Consider the following 14182-nt stretch of genomic DNA (forward strand, 5'->3'; position numbering starts at 1 on the left):
CGGCTCACTGCGGGGTGAGGCGTTCGGTGCCGACGTACCGGGCGAGCTCCGGCGGGAGTAGGACCGAGCCGTCCGGTTGCTGATGGTTCTCGAGGATCGCGACCAGCCAGCGCGTGGTCGCCAGTGTGCCGTTGAGCGTCGCCGCGACCTGCGGTTTGCCGTTCTCGTCCCGATAGCGGATGGCGAGTCGGCGCGCCTGGAACGTCGTGCAGTTGGATGTCGACGTCAGCTCACGGTAGGTGTTCTGCGTGGGCACCCAGGCCTCACAGTCGAACTTGCGCGACGCCGACGATCCGAGATCGCCTCCGGCGACGTCGATCACCCGGTAGGGCACGTCGATCGCGGCGAGCATCTCCTTCTCCCAGGCGAGAAGCTTCTGGTGCTCGGTCTCGGCGTCCTCGGGTTTGCAGTAGATGAAACCCTCGACCTTGTCGAACTGATGGACGCGGATGATGCCGCGGGTGTCCTTGCCGTAGCTGCCGGCCTCACGCCGGAAGCAGCTCGACCAACCCGCGTAGCGCTTGGGTCCGGCGGACAGATCGAGGATCTCGTCGGAGTGATAGCCGGCCAGTGGCACCTCGGACGTCCCGACGAGGTACAGGTCGTCGTCGGCCAGGTGATAGATCTCGTCGGAGTGCGCGCCCAGGAAGCCGGTCCCGGCCATGATCTCCGGCCGGACCAGCACGGGCGGGACCATCAGCGTGAAGCCGTTGGCGACGGCCTTCTGCGCGGCCATGTTGAGCAACCCCAGCTGCAGCAGGGCCCCCTGACCGGTGAGGAAGTAGAACCGCGAGCCGGAGACCTTGGCGCCGCGTTCCATGTCGATCAGGCCGAGCGCCTCGCCGAGCTCCAGATGGTCTTTGGGGTTCTCGATCTCACGCGGCTCACCGACGTGCTCGAGAACGATGTAGTCGTCCTCACCGCCCGCCGGCGCGCCCTCGGCGACGACATTGGAGATCGCGCGGTGTGCCTCGGCGGCCGCGGCGTCGGCGTCGTGCTGGCGTGCGACGGCGGCCTTCACCTGCTCGGCGAGTTCCTTGCCCTTGGCCAGCAATGCCGTCTTCTCGTCGCCCTGCGCTTTGCCGACCTGCTTGCCGAGCGCCTTCTGCTCGGACCGCAACGCGTCGGCGTCGACGATGGCTGCGCGGCGTGCCGCGTCGGCGTCGAGCAGCGCGTCGACCAGGCCGGGATCCTCACCTCGGGTTCGCTGCGACTGGCGCACGAGGTCGGGGTTCTCACGAAGAATCTTGAGGTCGATCACGTCTGAAACCCTACTGGAGGCGCTCAGGCCCGGGTTCGACCCGCTCGTTGCCGGCCGGCTCGTCGTCTGGCTGCCAGAACCGCACGTAGTCGGCGCGCCCGAACATCTGGGCGGCGGCGTGCGCGGTCGGGGCCCCCGCATACGGATCGGCGCCGGCCCGCACCAGGGCCGCGACCACCTCGTCGTGGCCCTTGAACACGGCGCCGGCCAGCGGCGTCTGGCCTTTGTCGTTGGCGACGTCGGGGGCGGCACCGTGGGCGAGCAGCACCGCCACCGTGGGTGCCGAACCGTGGTACGCGGCCAGCATCAGCAATGAGTCGCCGGCCTGGTTCCGCAGGTCGACCGGCACGCCGGCATCGAGGTAGGTGCCGAGGGTCTCCGCGTCTCCGGCGCGGGCCATGTCGAAGAGTCGGCCGGCGAGTTCGGCGATGTCGTCGGGCACGGCCGGGTCGGCGCCTGCGGGGCCGTCGGGGGTCTGCGGGGTCACCACCGCCATCCTAGTGACCTCTCGCCCGCCGGCGAGGTACTCAGCCCGGCCGACAGCAGGCATGATGGATCCCGATGAACGCCGACGACGACACCCCACCGCCCGGGGCCGACGACGACTGGGTGAACGTGCCAGCCGACATCGATGGCGCAGGTGCCGACAGTGACAGCACCGACAGTGACAGCACCGGCAGCGACAGCACCGAGAGCGACCCGACCGCACACGACACCGTCCCACCGGATGCAGAACCCACGGACGCCGACGGACACGGCGACGAGGGGTCGAGACAGCGCGGCTGGCGCAGTTCTCTCCTGGCCAACCCGGTTCGTCTGATGCTGTCGGCCGTCGTCATCGGAGCCATCGTCGCCGGGGCGGTCGCCCTGGCCATGGGTGTCTTCAACGACAGCGGCAGCGTCGGCGGCACCGACATCGGTGAGAACGAGCGGCTGGCCGAGAACGCCTTCACCCAGTCGGTGCGCGGCGACTGCCTCGACTGGCCGGCCGGCGATCCGGGCAATCCGACCAAGGTGGCGTGCGACGCCACACACCGCTTCGAGGTGGCCGGCCCGCTGGACACGTCGCTGCTGCCGGGCTCGGAGTTCGGTGAGAGCGCGGTCTGGCCCGGTACCGAGCGTTTCGCCGCCATCCGCGACGAGCAGTGCCCGGTCATCGTCGACGGCTACCTCGACGGCCGGCTCGACCCGCAGGGCCGATTCTCGGTCGGGATGATGTACCCGTCGCAGGTGCAATGGGACAAGGGCGCCCGCGAGTTGCGCTGCGGCCTGCAACAGACCGGCAAGGACGGGACGGCCGACCAGTTCGTCGGGCGGGTCGCCGAGCAGGATCAGTCGTTCCAGTGGCCACCCGGCACCTGCATCGGGATCGATCCGGCGACCAAGAAACCGACCGGTATCACCGTGAACTGCACCGAGGCGCATGCGTTCCAGACCACCGGCACGGTGGTGCTCGCCCCACGCTTCGGCAACGCGGTGTCGGGCAAGCCGTGGCCCGGTGTCGAGGCACAGAACGACTACCTGAGATCGATCTGCCCGGTCCAGGCCACACGCTTCGTCGGCGGCAAGGACAAGCTGGACGCCACCACACTGAACGTGCAGTGGTCGGTGCTGTCGGAGCCGAGTTGGCTGGCGGGCAGTCGCACCGTCGTCTGCTATCTGGGTCTGCCCGACGGTGGCGGCTTCGCCACGCTCGTCGGCGATGCCCGCTCCACCCTGCTGATCAACGGCAAGCTGCCCATCCCGCCGCCCCAGGCGCCGCCGGGTCGTGCGCTGCCCACCCCGGTCCCGCTGCCGCCGGGAGTCCAGCCGAATCCGGAAGAGGTGCCGGCACCGGCCGGGTGACGTGATGGCCGTGCGCATGTCCGACGAGGATTTCGACGGGCTGGTGTCCGACGCGCTCGACACCATCCCGTCCGAGCTGACCGACAACATGTCGAATGTGGTGATCCTGGTGGAGCCCCACAACCCCGAGGAGCCCTCGATCCTCGGCCTCTACCACGGTGTGGCGCTGACGATGCGCGATCACGAGTACGGCGGTTTCCTGCCCGACACCATCACCATCTATCGCGAACCGATCCTGGCCATGTGCCACACGCGTGATCAGGTCGTCCACGAGGTCGCGGTGACCGTGATCCACGAGATCGCACACCACTTCGGGATCAGTGACGACTGGCTGCACGCCAACGGGTGGGGCTGACGGGTCAGCCCATCGGGTCGGTGACCAGCGGCTCATCGATGCGCGGGCCGAACGGGCCGGTGACCGCGCCCCACCGGTGCAGCCGCCACAGTCCGTCGACGTACTCCAGTTCGATGGAGCCCGTGTTGCGCAGGTGGGTGCCCGCAGCGAACGACGGGTCGACGCCGGCCAGCCGGGCCGCGATCAACCGGATCGCTGCGCCATGGCTCACCACGTAGACGTCGCGCTCGCTTCCGCCGACGAGGTGACGGCCGGTCAGGTCCTCGATCACCGGCAGATACCGGTCATAGACCATCGCCAGCGACTCCCCGCCCGGGATGCGTGCCTCCAGATCACCGTTGTGCCACCGCTCGACGACGTCCTTGAACACGCCGTGCGCGTCGTCGTCGGACCGATCCTCGAGCTCGCCGACCTGCACCTCGTGAATCCCCTCGACGACCTCGAGATCCACATCCCAGACCGACCCGATGAGCTCCGCTGTCTGCTGGGCGCGACGGGCCATCGAACTCACCAGCGCCACCTCGCCGCGCAGCGGATTCTCCAGACCGAATCGAACACCCTGGCGCACACCGAAATCCGTGAGGGCCGCACCGGGCAGTGCCGTGTCGAGCCGCCGCATCACATTCGAGGTGGTCTCACCGTGGCGGACCAGATGAAGACGCGCCACTAGTCGACCTCCCCCCGCCGCAGCCGGGCGAACCACTCGACGCTCTCCGACGTGTCCGGCGGACGCGCACCCGTACCGCGGTGGGTCGGCCACGATCCGAGATAGACCACCCGCTCGCACCGCCGGTGCAGCGCACGCAGGGCCTCCCCCACGGCGTCGTCATCGATATGCCCGACCGCATCGAGGTAGAAGCGGTACGACCCGGGGACGTCGCGGCGGGGCCGCGATTCGATTCGGGTGAGATCGATTCCACGCGAGGCGAATTCGTCCATCGCAGTCATCAGGCTGCCCGGCACGTTCGGGAGATCGAGGATCACCGAGGTACGGTCCGAGCCGGTGGCGGCCGGCGGCGCACCGGGAGCGCCGAGGAGCAGAAAACGGGTGTATGCGTCGTCGACGTCGGCGACACCGTCGGCGAGGACCGTGAGTCCGGAGAGCTCCGCTGCGAGCGAGGTCGTCACCGCGGCGTCGGCGCGGCCCTCGGCGACGTCGGCCGCGGCCGCCGCGTTGGACGCCGCGGTGACGAGTTGCGCATTGGGATAGAGCTTCTCGACGGATTCGCGTACCTGCGCCGCCGCCACCGGATAGGCCGCGACGGTACGCACCTCGGTCGCCGCCATCGCAGTCCGCGCGCCGATCGTGAACGCGACGTCGAGGATCACCTCCGCGAACACCTGCACGCGTCCCGCGGTCCCCGGCCCGGGCGGGACCAAGCCGTCGGCAGTGGCGGGGACGGCACCCTCCACGGAGCTCTCGATCGGGACACAGCCGAAGTCCGCCCTGCCGCTGCGCACCATGGCGATGGTCGCGGCCGGACTGCCGGCCGCGATCTTCTCGACGTCACCCACCGGCCGCGGCGCACTCTGCGCGGGCAGGCGGGTCGCCAACAGTTCGTCGAGGGCGATCTCGGTGAAGGTCCCCGAAGGACCGAAATAGGCGAACACAGACACGACAGAATCCTAGTCGAGCGCGCGGTGCGCACAGTCCGGGTCAGGATCGGTGCGGTTCGAAGTATTGACGCACTCGGACATGCCACTTAGGTTAGGGTTACCTTCATTGCACGACCCGATCAGTGTTTTGCACAGCCGAGAGCGAGAAACGAGATGACGCACGCAGTCACCGACAGTCCTTCGGACGCCGAATTGATCCAGACCGCGTGCCGCCGGATGAGCGGCGCAACCCTCGCCGTCGAGGGTGCCGAGACCACCCCGGTCAACGTGGTCCATCTGTTCGAGTCCCAGGCGTTTGTGCTGGTCCCGTCCGACGGCGAGGCGATGCTTCTCGCCGGAGAGTGCTCCGATGGGCTACCGGCCATGGTCGAGGTCACCGACTGTGCCCCGATCGATCTGCGGGAACGCGTGCGGTCGCTGGTCTGGCTCAATGGCCATCTACATGCCGTGCCCGTCAACCTCGAGCGCGATCTCGCGCTGGAGATCGCCTCCGAACACCCCGACGACGGTCTCCTCGACATCGGACACGGCTTCTCGATGCTGCGCCTGCAGGTCGGCAATGCCGTCATCGCCACGTCGTCGGGCGCGGCCTCGGTGTCGGCCACCGAACTCGCCGATGCGGCGCCGGACCCGTTCTGGGAGTACGAGGGCGACTGGATCGCACATCTCGACTCCGACCACGCCGACCTCGTCGGCCAACTGACGCGCCGACTGCCTCGGGATCTTCGGGACGGACGCGTCCGGCCGCTCGGACTGGACCGCTTCGGAATCCGGTTCCGCATCGAGGGGCCCACAGGCGACTCCGATGTCCGCATCCCGTTTCCGAGGCCGGTGGCCGACGTCTACGAACTGTCCATGGCGTTGCGCAGTCTCGCCGGATGCCCGTTTCTCAACAGTCTGCCGGAGTGAGACCCTCCCACCAGCCCGAAGTACGCTGTGCCCCATGCGTGCCTCGCTGCGAACGGTGCTGAACCCGCCTCGTTCGAACGCCGTCGCCGTCGTCACCGACCGAACCGAACGTCGCGCGATCGTCATCGAGCTCGTGATCGTCGGCGTACTCACCTTCGGATTCTCGGCGCTCTCCGCGGCGCTGTCGCTGATCGAGGCACAGTTGTCCGGCGGCATCGGGAACACCACCGTGGCACTCAATCCGTCGAGGTCCGACCTGGGCTGGATCGACTTCACCCGCCAGCTGATGAGTGCCCTGCGACTGTTCGCGATCGGCGGCCTCGGCATCTACCTCCTGTGGCGCAGCGGGATCGGCCTCGGGCGCGTCGGGCTCGGTCGCTGGGCACCGCGACGCGACATTCCGGCCGGCGTGGGGCTCGCGGCGTTGATCGGACTGCCGGGCCTCGCGCTGGTCGCCATCGCCCGCGCACTGGGCGCCAACGCTCATCTCGTGCCCAGCGAGGTCGACGGAGTGTGGTGGCGCTGGCCGATCCTCATCCTCATCGCCATCGGCAACGCGGCGGCCGAGGAGATCATCGTCGTCGCCTACTTCATCACCCGACTACGCCAGCTCGGCACATCCGAGAACGTCTCGCTGGCCGCCAGTTCCGTGTTACGCGGCGGGTATCACCTCTACCAGGGCGTCGGCGGCGGAGTGGGCAACATCGTGATGGGGCTGGTCTTCGGCCGGTTCTTCCAGATCACTTCGCGTGTCTGGCCGTTGGTCATCGCGCACGCGGTCATCGACATCGTGGCCTTCGTCGGATACGCACTCTTCGCCGATCACCTCGGTTGGGTGACCTGAGCACTCACCGGGTCCGATCCGGATCAGACCACCAACGGCTCCCGCCGATAGGGCGGGTCCCCGACCCCGACCACTCGCACCGCGCCGGACGGGGTGATCTCCGACAGTCGCGCATCGACAGGCTCACCGCCATCCACCGAGACCTGGACCGTGACGACGCGATCTTCCTTCCACCGTCGCGCCTGCTCACCGAAAACGGTTCCGGCCCAGTGATATCGGCCATCAAGTGGGTCGACGTGACCGACGATTCGCACGCGCGTGACGATCTCGTCTCCCCCGTCGCCGGAGAGCACGGCCTCGCCGTCGAAGACCTCGTCATCGATCGACGGCGCACCGGGCCAGTCGTAATCGTCGGGGCGGAATCGGCGTAGGCGACGCCGGAGTTCCCTCGGGGAGCGGCGCATGACCCATTCATCCTCGATGGGCCGGCGGACGGCCACCGACCGCGCATCCGACATCGCGAGATACTCGATCGCCGCGACGACGTAGCCGAGGGCTGCATCGTCGGCGAGGAACAACTCCCCCGGACGGTCGGCAGTGGCGACGCCGAGGTAGCTGCCGGAGGGTGCCACCTTCTCGTGTATTGCCAGACCGCTGTGGCGGCCCTCGTCGACGACCTCGATCGCCAACGGACTGCGGCTGATCCGGGCACGCAGTCGCTGCGTCAGCGGACCGTGACCGGTGAGTGCGACCCGTGTCGCGTCGGGCGTCATGGCAGGAAACCGCCACGCCGCCAGCACATCCGGGAGAGCCGACTCATCAGTCCCGCCTCCTCCAGAAATGCAGCGAGCGAGGCGAATCCGCGCACCTGGGCCTCGTGGAAGTGCGGGTTGGACCGAGCCGCCCGGGCGGCGGCGCGACCGTCGAGCCCGGCCCGTCGATACATCGACGGATTGGTGAACAGTCGCCGGAACACCGCACCCGCGATCGCATGACCGTTGCTCGCCACGAATGTCTCCCAACGGGATCGTGTCGGCTTGCGGCGCATGATGCCGTCACGGGCGAACCCGATGTGGCGTGCTTCCTCGGCGACATGAACCTGCATCAACCGGGCGACCAGCGGCTGCATCTGGGGGTCGTCGAGCATCTCGCGCTGCAGCGCGTCGAAGATCTCTTCCCCGACGAGCGCGGCCACCCACAACAGGCTGCCGCGCAGCGCGTACGGGAGCAGCGCCATCGCGGTCCGTTCCCACAACCGCATGGAGAACGGACGCGCGCCCGACCACTCGATGGCGCGACCGAACATCACCATGTGCCGGCATTCGTCGCCCATCTCCGTCAGGGCGTAATGCGTGGCGGCCGACGCCGGGTCGGCGGCCATCAACCGCGTCAGCAACGTCCGGTTGAGCAGGTTCTCGAACCAGATACCGACGGACAGGATGTTGGCCAACTCCTGCCTCGACACCTCGATGCGCTGCTCTTCGGAGAGCCCGTCCCAGATCTCTGTCCCGACGAGCGTCAGGACCTTCGGCGGCAGGAAGTAGCGGCCCGCCTCGGGGTCACGATCCCACTCCAGATCGACGATGGGGTCGTACGACCTCTTCACCGACCCGTTGATCAGGCGCTGCGCAATCGCCTCCCGCCCGCCGGTATCGCTGCTCGCCGCACCTGCGTCGCGCCGGCCGGCCCTGCCCCACTGCGTGGCCACACTCATCTCGCACCTCCTGATTCAGGAAAGCCCTGTGACCTCCGACACTAGGAGCGGCTGGTCTATGTGTCAACAATCACTGTCACACTCTGTACTGTTGTCGTCAGGGCGTGCGGTTCCGTCGGCGGGATCGGGAACGTGCGTGCGTTTGGTGCGTACATTGGTTGGGATGAACGAGCCCGAGCCGCCGATGATGCGCCGGCGCGAGGCCCCTCCGGGCCCCGCCCCGCAGCGTGGCGACCCTGCTCGACGTGGCGCCCCTGAACCCCGCCGGATGCCCCCTCCCAGCAGCGAGAACGACCCGACCCGTCGAGTTCCGCCGCGCCGCAATCCGGCGCCCGGGCCGCGCACGTCCGCACCCCCGGTCCCGCCCGAGCAGACCGCCCACCTGCGCGACCGACGGCCCGGCGACGTGCGCTATCAGCCGCCCCAGGCGTGGTCGGATGCGCCCGGGGCAGGGCCGCGCCAGGCGGGCGGCTCGAGGTATGCCCCACCCCAGAAGCCCGAACCCATCCCGGCGGGTCAGCGGTCACAGCAGGCGCCGCACCGACCGGCGCCGAGCGACTCACCCCCACGCCGCTCCTCGGGGAGCGCCCCACCTCGCACACCGGGTTCCCGGTCCGCGACTGCCGCGCCGAGCAAGCCGCGCAGGCGCCGACGCCGACTGCGGGTCGGGCGTCTGCTGTTGGTCGCGTTGCTGCTCCTGGTGGTCGCGTCTGTCGGCCTGGTCTTCTACTACGACTCCAAGCTGAACCGCACCGACGCGCTGGCCTCCTATGCCGGTCGCCCCGGCGACACCCCGGGTACCACGTGGCTGATCGTCGGGAGTGACTCACGAGCCGATCTGAGCGACGAACAACGTTCCCAGCTGTCCACCGGCGACAGCGACGGCTCGCGCACCGACACCATCATGATGGCGTACAAGCCGTCGAGCGGTGATCCGATGCTCATCAGCATCCCGCGCGACCTCTATGTCCCGATCCCCGGGCAGGGATCGCACAAGATCAACGCCGCCTTCAACTTCGGTGGCCCGCAACTGCTGGTCCAGACCGTCGAGCAGCTCACCGGTGTGCACATCGACCACTACGCGGAGATCGGCTTCGGCGGATTCGCCTCGGTGGTCGACGCGGTCGGCGGCGTCAATCTCTGCCTCGACCAGGCGCTCAACGACCCCAAGGCCGGATTGAACCTGCCTGCCGGATGCCAGGATCTCAACGGGGAGCAGGCCCTCGGGGTGGTCCGGACCCGGGCCTTCCCCAACGCCGACCTCGAACGCGTCGAGAACCAGCGCAAGTTCCTCAGCGCGCTGATGGCCAAGGCAACCAGTCCGGGGGTGCTGCTGAACCCGTTCCGGCTGATCCCGTTCGTGAACGGTGCGGTCGATGCCGTCACCGTCGATGAGCACGACCACATCTGGAATCTGCTGGGCCTGGCCTGGATGCTGCGCCACCCGATCAGGACCACCACACCCACCGGTGGTGGCGAGTACACCTCCGACGGTGACTCGCTCGCCGTCGGCGACAACACCGAGCAGTTCTTCACCTTCATCCGCAAGGGCGTGTCCGTACCCGAGGATCTGATCTCCGATCAGGGTGGGGTCATCGGCGGCTGAGCACTGGTCGTGACGGATCGGTCCGTCGCGGAATGATGGTGAGGCTCAACTCAGTTAGCCTGAACTGAGCTGATCGGACGATTTCCGGTTTCCTAGGCTGGGTCCATGACCGCCACCACCGATGAGTCCGTGTTCCACAAGCTTCTCCACGACCAGATCGGCAACGAATTCGCCGCCGCCCAGCAGTACATCGCGGTCGCGATCTACTACGACGGCCAGGACATGCCCCAGTTGGCCAAGCACTTCTATGCGCAGGCCGTCGAGGAACGCAATCACGCAATGATGCTCGTGCAGTACTTCCTCGACCGCGACATCGCTGTCGACATCCCCGGAATTCCTGTGCCGTGCAACAGCTTCGCCGACTACCGGGCTCCCATCGAACTCGCCCTCGAACAGGAGAAGACGGTCACCGAGCAGATCGTGGACCTCGCACGGGCCGCACGCGACTGCGGCGACTACCTCGGCGAGCAGTTCATGGGTTGGTTCCTCGCCGAACAGGTGGAGGAGGTTTCCACCATGACCACCCTGCAGACGATCGCCGAACGCGCACAAGGCAATCTGTTCGACCTCGAGAACTTCGTGGAACGCGAGATCAACAGTGCCACCTCGGGATCCGCGGCACCGCCGGCGGCGGCCGGAGGAAATCTCTAGGTCTCCCCCGGGCATCCCGGGGTCAGCGCAGGGTGACCTGCCGGCCCCGGATGCCGTCGCGGGACCGGAGTTCGGCCGTGCTGAGATCGTCGGTCACCGTGAGCGCGTCGCTGAGCCATTCGTCGAACTGATCCAGCCCGGCCGCCCACTCCTCGTGGTGGAGCTCGTTGTCGAGGTCGAACACCGGGACGAGCAGCCCATGGGTCCGGAACGAGCCGGCGAATCGAGAGCCCTCACCGAGGGTCAGGTGCCCCGCGGCATGCAGCCGGGCCAGCGCGTTCATCAGGTCGTCCTCCGGCTCCGGCCGAACCCAGCGGAGGTGGGCGCGTTCACCCGCGTCGACCCACCACGGGGCGCCGATGCCGCTCTTCGCGGTCAGGCGTGCGCTCGGCATGATCGAGTCGTTGGCCCGCTGCAGCATCTCGGAGATCTCGCCGGGAACGTCGGTGCCCGGCGGGAACCACCATCCGAAGTCGTCGTGGACGATGATGTCGAGCCGGGCGTCGGGGGCGATCACGTCGGTCAGCGGATCGGCTGTTCCCAGTGGCACGTAGTCGGTGTTCGGCTCGGCCGTTTCGGCCCATCGCACCGCGTCGGCGAGCTCGCCGGCGACATCGTCGGACTCCCAGTCGGTTTGCAGTGCGACGATGGCTTCCGGTCCGTCATCGGTCTCCCGGACCAGAGCCCGTACCGCTCCCGGAAGGATGGTGGCGAGGACGATGTCGCGATCCACGTCGTCGGTCAGGGACTTCGCGTCGAGGGTCGCGGTGGCCGAGGCGACGAACGCCCGCAGCGCAACGAGGTCACATTCGGCATCCATCCCGGCGAACGGTCGCGGTGGTGGCGCCATGGCCGCCAGCTGGCGTTCCTTGCGCGCGGCGACCCGCTCGGCGCGATTGCTTCCCGGCCGCGGACCGCTGCCCCGTTTGCTCTTCTTGCCCATGGCACCACCTTCTCATGGGGTGCTCTCGAGCAGATCCCGGGTTCCCTCGGCGCGATCCCGGGTTCCCTCGGCGCGATCCCCGGTTCCGTCGGCGCGATCCCGGGTTCCGTCGGCGCAGCTTCGCTCAGTCGACGGTGACGAGCCAGTCGCGGACCTTCGCCGGCCGGTTGGTGGCGAGCCAGCGGACACCGAGATCTGCGCACAGCTGTACATCGGGCAGTTCGTCGACGGTCCAGCAGTACGTCACCCGGCCCGCGGCCGCGGCGCGGTCGACCAGATCGGGATACTGCCGCAATGTCTCCACCGACGGTCCGATCCCGGTCGCACCCACCGCCGTGGCGGCACTACCCCCGAGCAGCCGGGCGGTGTCGCCGAGCAGGATCGTCGGCAGCATCGGTGCGTGCCGACGAATCCGCCAGACTCCGGCGGAGGAGAACGAGATGACGACGGCGCGACTGTGATCGGCCGACGGCGGGGTGCCGACCTCGAACTCGTGGAGCAGTGCCAGGAGTTTCTGTTCGACCAGGCTGCCGTAGCGAACCGGGTGTTTGGTCTCGATGAACAGCCGCACCGGCCGACGCCAGTCGAGCGTGAGGGTGATCAGTTCGCGCAGGGTCAGCACCGACGTCGGTTTCCCGGACGGATGCCAGCTGCCGAAGTCGAGTTCACGCAGCTGCGGCAACGACATCTCGCTGACCGCGCCGGTGCCGTCGGAGGTTCGGTCGACGGTGCGGTCGTGGACGCACACGAGTTCGTGATCGCTGGTCAGCCGGACGTCGCATTCGAGTCCGTCGGCGCCCTGGGTGAGCGCCAGCTCGTAGGCCGCCAACGTGTGCTCGGGCAATTCCTCGGAGGCGCCGCGATGTGCGACGACCGCCGGTTTGCCCGACCGCGAGATCTGTTCGGCCCCGGTCACGCGACCGCCACCCATCGGCGCGATGGCACCGGCTCCTCGTCGGCCGACCCGAATGTCGCCGTGAGTCGCTCGGCGAGCCACCACGCGAAGACGGCCGAGCACAGCGCCGAGAACGTCACGGCGGCCAGGCCATTGGCGCCGGTCTGGATCGAGCCGGAGAACCGGGCCACTATCCGGGTCACCACGGCGAGGATCGCGATGGCATTCACCAGCGTCCACGCCACCCACACTCGGGTGAGTCGGCGTCGGGTGCGTTCGGCCTCCAGGTCGTCACGCAGCATTGCGACCTCGTGCAGCAGGAGACCCACACCCGCGACATTCACCAGGGGCACCGCGGCCAGGATCGCGATCTGCCATCGTGGCCGCGGATCCCGCCGATCGTGTCGTGCGTAGGCGTCGCGGCGGAGGTCGATCACCCAGCGCGCGAACACCACGCTGGTGTAGACGAAGAATCCGAAGGACAGCAGTCCCCCGAAGATCACCAGCGTCGAGGTGAGCCAGTCACTCCACGCCGGCACCGGCATCGACCTGTTCACCACGAGCAGGATGTACCGCGCGAGATGGGCGAGGGCCGCCACCCCGAGGGCGGCGGCGAGCAGCTGCAGAGCGCGCACCAGCGCCGCCATGAGCGTCTCGCCACGCGACTCGGTCACGTCGGCCGGCACCGGCGCGTCACGCAGACCCCACCGCGGGACATAGACATAGCGCGGGATGGGTCGCGGGCCCTCGCCGGCACCCGTGCGGCGGCGCGCCGGGATCGCCTCCGGAGGACGCCGGGCGACCCACCGAACATGTCGGCTGCGATACAGCCGGCCGCTGCGGGGACCGCTGGGCGGCGGCATGGGCCGCTGAGGCGGCCCAACCGGGCGCGCAACGTCATCGCGGACGGGTGCCGCATCCCGAGGGACCGGGGGTGTCGACGACGCGCCGAGCAGCTCGGAATCGAGCACGCGCAACGGCCCACCGCATCGTGGACAGTGTTCGCGGCCCGGACGATGCGGCGCCTGGATTCGGCACCGCGGACAGAGGTCGATCATTCCGACCCTGTGCTCCCCGTCTCCACGGGCTTGCCGTGCTCCACCCACGCCAGCATGCCGCCGCGCACGCAGCTGCCCTCGTAGCCCAGTTGATCGAGGTACTGCAGCACGCGCATCGACCGTCCACTGGAATGGCAGACGACGAGGAGGTCGGCGTCGAGGTCGATCTCCCCGAGGCGGGACGGTACGTCCCCGAGCGGGATGTGCAACGCGCCTCGCACATGGCCCGAATCCCACTCATCGTCCTCGCGGACATCGAGCAGGACCCGGTCGACCTCGTCGGTGAAATCGTTCGGAAGCTCCGTCACCGGTACTTGCCGGATGTCGCCCATGCTCACCGAACCATGGTGGCACAGCGACGCCGGGGACGGCACCGCCTGTGCACAACCCCGATCCGCGCGATGTCGAGTTGACTGGCCGAACACCGGCCCCACACCACTATGCAGACCTGCATATAACTATCCACATGCCGCTTTGCAGAATTGGCCCGAAGTGTGCATCGATGACTGTCAAGCTGTGGATGAGACTGTGGAAACTGTGGAGA

Annotated in this window: 16 protein-coding genes; 6 read left to right on the forward strand and 10 right to left on the reverse strand. The window is 68.4% G+C overall.

Annotation, left to right across the window (positions count from 1 at the left end; genetic code table 11):
* Positions 1-4: 4 nt before the first annotated feature.
* A complete protein-coding gene (gene serS, locus AC4AMJ_RS24265) occupies positions 5-1261 on the reverse strand; it encodes a serine--tRNA ligase (RefSeq protein WP_489898628.1) in 1257 nt (418 codons plus the stop codon).
* Between the two features lie 10 nt (positions 1262-1271).
* Complete coding sequence (locus AC4AMJ_RS24270; protein WP_489915242.1) at positions 1272-1757, reverse strand: ankyrin repeat domain-containing protein; 486 nt, start codon at positions 1755-1757, stop codon at positions 1272-1274.
* Between the two features lie 65 nt (positions 1758-1822).
* On the opposite strand from AC4AMJ_RS24270, the gene AC4AMJ_RS24275 reads away from it, so the two are divergent.
* On the forward strand, positions 1823-3106 hold the full coding sequence (locus tag AC4AMJ_RS24275; protein WP_489915244.1) for a septum formation family protein: 1284 nt from the start codon (positions 1823-1825) through the stop codon (positions 3104-3106).
* A 4-nt stretch (positions 3107-3110) separates the two neighbouring features.
* The gene (locus AC4AMJ_RS24280; protein WP_489898625.1) at positions 3111-3461 is read left to right on the forward strand and encodes a metallopeptidase family protein; all 351 of its coding nucleotides are present in this window, start codon (positions 3111-3113) and stop codon (positions 3459-3461) included.
* Positions 3462-3465: 4 nt separating this feature from the next.
* Here AC4AMJ_RS24280 and AC4AMJ_RS24285 read toward each other — a convergent pair whose 3' ends face one another.
* Positions 3466-4128, reverse strand: coding sequence for a histidine phosphatase family protein (locus AC4AMJ_RS24285; protein WP_489915246.1), 663 nt, complete (start codon positions 4126-4128; stop codon positions 3466-3468).
* On the reverse strand, positions 4128-5078 hold the full coding sequence (gene pheA / locus AC4AMJ_RS24290; RefSeq protein ID WP_489898623.1) for a prephenate dehydratase: 951 nt from the start codon (positions 5076-5078) through the stop codon (positions 4128-4130). Before pheA ends, AC4AMJ_RS24285 begins: the two co-directional genes overlap by 1 nt.
* 153 nt (positions 5079-5231) lie before the next feature.
* Between pheA and AC4AMJ_RS24295 the strand changes: the two genes are divergently transcribed.
* On the forward strand, positions 5232-5987 hold the full coding sequence (locus tag AC4AMJ_RS24295; RefSeq protein ID WP_489898622.1) for a DUF2470 domain-containing protein: 756 nt from the start codon (positions 5232-5234) through the stop codon (positions 5985-5987).
* A 34-nt stretch (positions 5988-6021) separates the two neighbouring features.
* Entirely contained in the window at positions 6022-6831 is an 810-nt protein-coding gene (locus AC4AMJ_RS24300; RefSeq protein WP_489898621.1) for a CPBP family intramembrane glutamic endopeptidase, read from the forward strand.
* Positions 6832-6854: 23 nt separating this feature from the next.
* Here the strand turns inward: AC4AMJ_RS24300 and AC4AMJ_RS24305 are convergent, their stop codons facing one another.
* Together AC4AMJ_RS24305 and AC4AMJ_RS24310 are read right to left on the reverse strand one after the other, a co-directional pair.
* Entirely contained in the window at positions 6855-7544 is a 690-nt protein-coding gene (locus tag AC4AMJ_RS24305; protein WP_489915248.1) for a DUF4873 domain-containing protein, read from the reverse strand.
* Entirely contained in the window at positions 7541-8485 is a 945-nt protein-coding gene (locus AC4AMJ_RS24310) for an AurF N-oxygenase family protein (protein WP_489915250.1), read from the reverse strand. Before AC4AMJ_RS24310 ends, AC4AMJ_RS24305 begins: the two co-directional genes overlap by 4 nt.
* Positions 8486-8648: 163 nt before the next feature.
* Here AC4AMJ_RS24310 and AC4AMJ_RS24315 point away from each other — a divergent pair, with 163 nt between their 5' ends.
* Both AC4AMJ_RS24315 and AC4AMJ_RS24320 read left to right on the forward strand, forming a co-directional pair.
* Positions 8649-10091 (forward strand): LCP family protein, encoded by a 1443-nt coding sequence (locus tag AC4AMJ_RS24315; RefSeq protein WP_489915252.1) that lies wholly within the window; start codon positions 8649-8651, stop codon positions 10089-10091.
* A gap of 105 nt (positions 10092-10196) precedes the next feature.
* Entirely contained in the window at positions 10197-10742 is a 546-nt protein-coding gene (locus AC4AMJ_RS24320; RefSeq protein WP_489915255.1) for a ferritin, read from the forward strand.
* 22 nt (positions 10743-10764) lie between these two features.
* Here the strand turns inward: AC4AMJ_RS24320 and AC4AMJ_RS24325 are convergent, their stop codons facing one another.
* The 4 genes from AC4AMJ_RS24325 to AC4AMJ_RS24340 all read right to left on the reverse strand — a co-directional run bounded on the left by AC4AMJ_RS24325 (position 10765) and on the right by AC4AMJ_RS24340 (position 13970).
* Entirely contained in the window at positions 10765-11685 is a 921-nt protein-coding gene (locus AC4AMJ_RS24325; protein ID WP_489898616.1) for a DUF5926 family protein, read from the reverse strand.
* Positions 11686-11809: 124 nt separating this feature from the next.
* Complete coding sequence (locus AC4AMJ_RS24330) at positions 11810-12616, reverse strand: glycerophosphodiester phosphodiesterase (protein ID WP_489898615.1); 807 nt, start codon at positions 12614-12616, stop codon at positions 11810-11812.
* Complete coding sequence (locus tag AC4AMJ_RS24335; RefSeq protein ID WP_489915257.1) at positions 12598-13551, reverse strand: DUF4328 domain-containing protein; 954 nt, start codon at positions 13549-13551, stop codon at positions 12598-12600. The genes AC4AMJ_RS24330 and AC4AMJ_RS24335 overlap by 19 nt, the downstream gene beginning before the upstream one ends.
* Positions 13552-13634: 83 nt before the next feature.
* The gene (locus AC4AMJ_RS24340) at positions 13635-13970 is read right to left on the reverse strand and encodes a rhodanese-like domain-containing protein (RefSeq protein ID WP_489900704.1); all 336 of its coding nucleotides are present in this window, start codon (positions 13968-13970) and stop codon (positions 13635-13637) included.
* Positions 13971-14182 lie beyond the last annotated feature (212 nt).

This window comes from Gordonia sp. LMA484 (genome assembly GCF_058129505.1).

Excerpts from the sequence above, each read along its gene's own strand:
- AC4AMJ_RS24270 (WP_489915242.1), bottom strand. The coding sequence starts at position 1,757 with ATGGCGGTGGTGACCCCGCAGACCCCCGACGGCCCCGCAGGCGCCGAC.
- AC4AMJ_RS24275 (WP_489915244.1), top strand. The coding sequence starts at position 1,823 with ATGAACGCCGACGACGACACCCCACCGCCCGGGGCCGACGACGACTGG.
- AC4AMJ_RS24320 (WP_489915255.1), top strand. The coding sequence starts at position 10,197 with ATGACCGCCACCACCGATGAGTCCGTGTTCCACAAGCTTCTCCACGAC.
- AC4AMJ_RS24340 (WP_489900704.1), bottom strand. The coding sequence starts at position 13,970 with ATGGGCGACATCCGGCAAGTACCGGTGACGGAGCTTCCGAACGATTTC.
- AC4AMJ_RS24305 (WP_489915248.1), bottom strand. The coding sequence starts at position 7,544 with ATGACGCCCGACGCGACACGGGTCGCACTCACCGGTCACGGTCCGCTG.
- AC4AMJ_RS24280 (WP_489898625.1), top strand. The coding sequence starts at position 3,111 with ATGGCCGTGCGCATGTCCGACGAGGATTTCGACGGGCTGGTGTCCGAC.
- AC4AMJ_RS24310 (WP_489915250.1), bottom strand. The coding sequence starts at position 8,485 with ATGAGTGTGGCCACGCAGTGGGGCAGGGCCGGCCGGCGCGACGCAGGT.
- AC4AMJ_RS24295 (WP_489898622.1), top strand. The coding sequence starts at position 5,232 with ATGACGCACGCAGTCACCGACAGTCCTTCGGACGCCGAATTGATCCAG.
- AC4AMJ_RS24300 (WP_489898621.1), top strand. The coding sequence starts at position 6,022 with ATGCGTGCCTCGCTGCGAACGGTGCTGAACCCGCCTCGTTCGAACGCC.
- AC4AMJ_RS24325 (WP_489898616.1), bottom strand. The coding sequence starts at position 11,685 with ATGGGCAAGAAGAGCAAACGGGGCAGCGGTCCGCGGCCGGGAAGCAAT.
- AC4AMJ_RS24315 (WP_489915252.1), top strand. The coding sequence starts at position 8,649 with ATGAACGAGCCCGAGCCGCCGATGATGCGCCGGCGCGAGGCCCCTCCG.
- AC4AMJ_RS24330 (WP_489898615.1), bottom strand. The coding sequence starts at position 12,616 with ATGGGTGGCGGTCGCGTGACCGGGGCCGAACAGATCTCGCGGTCGGGC.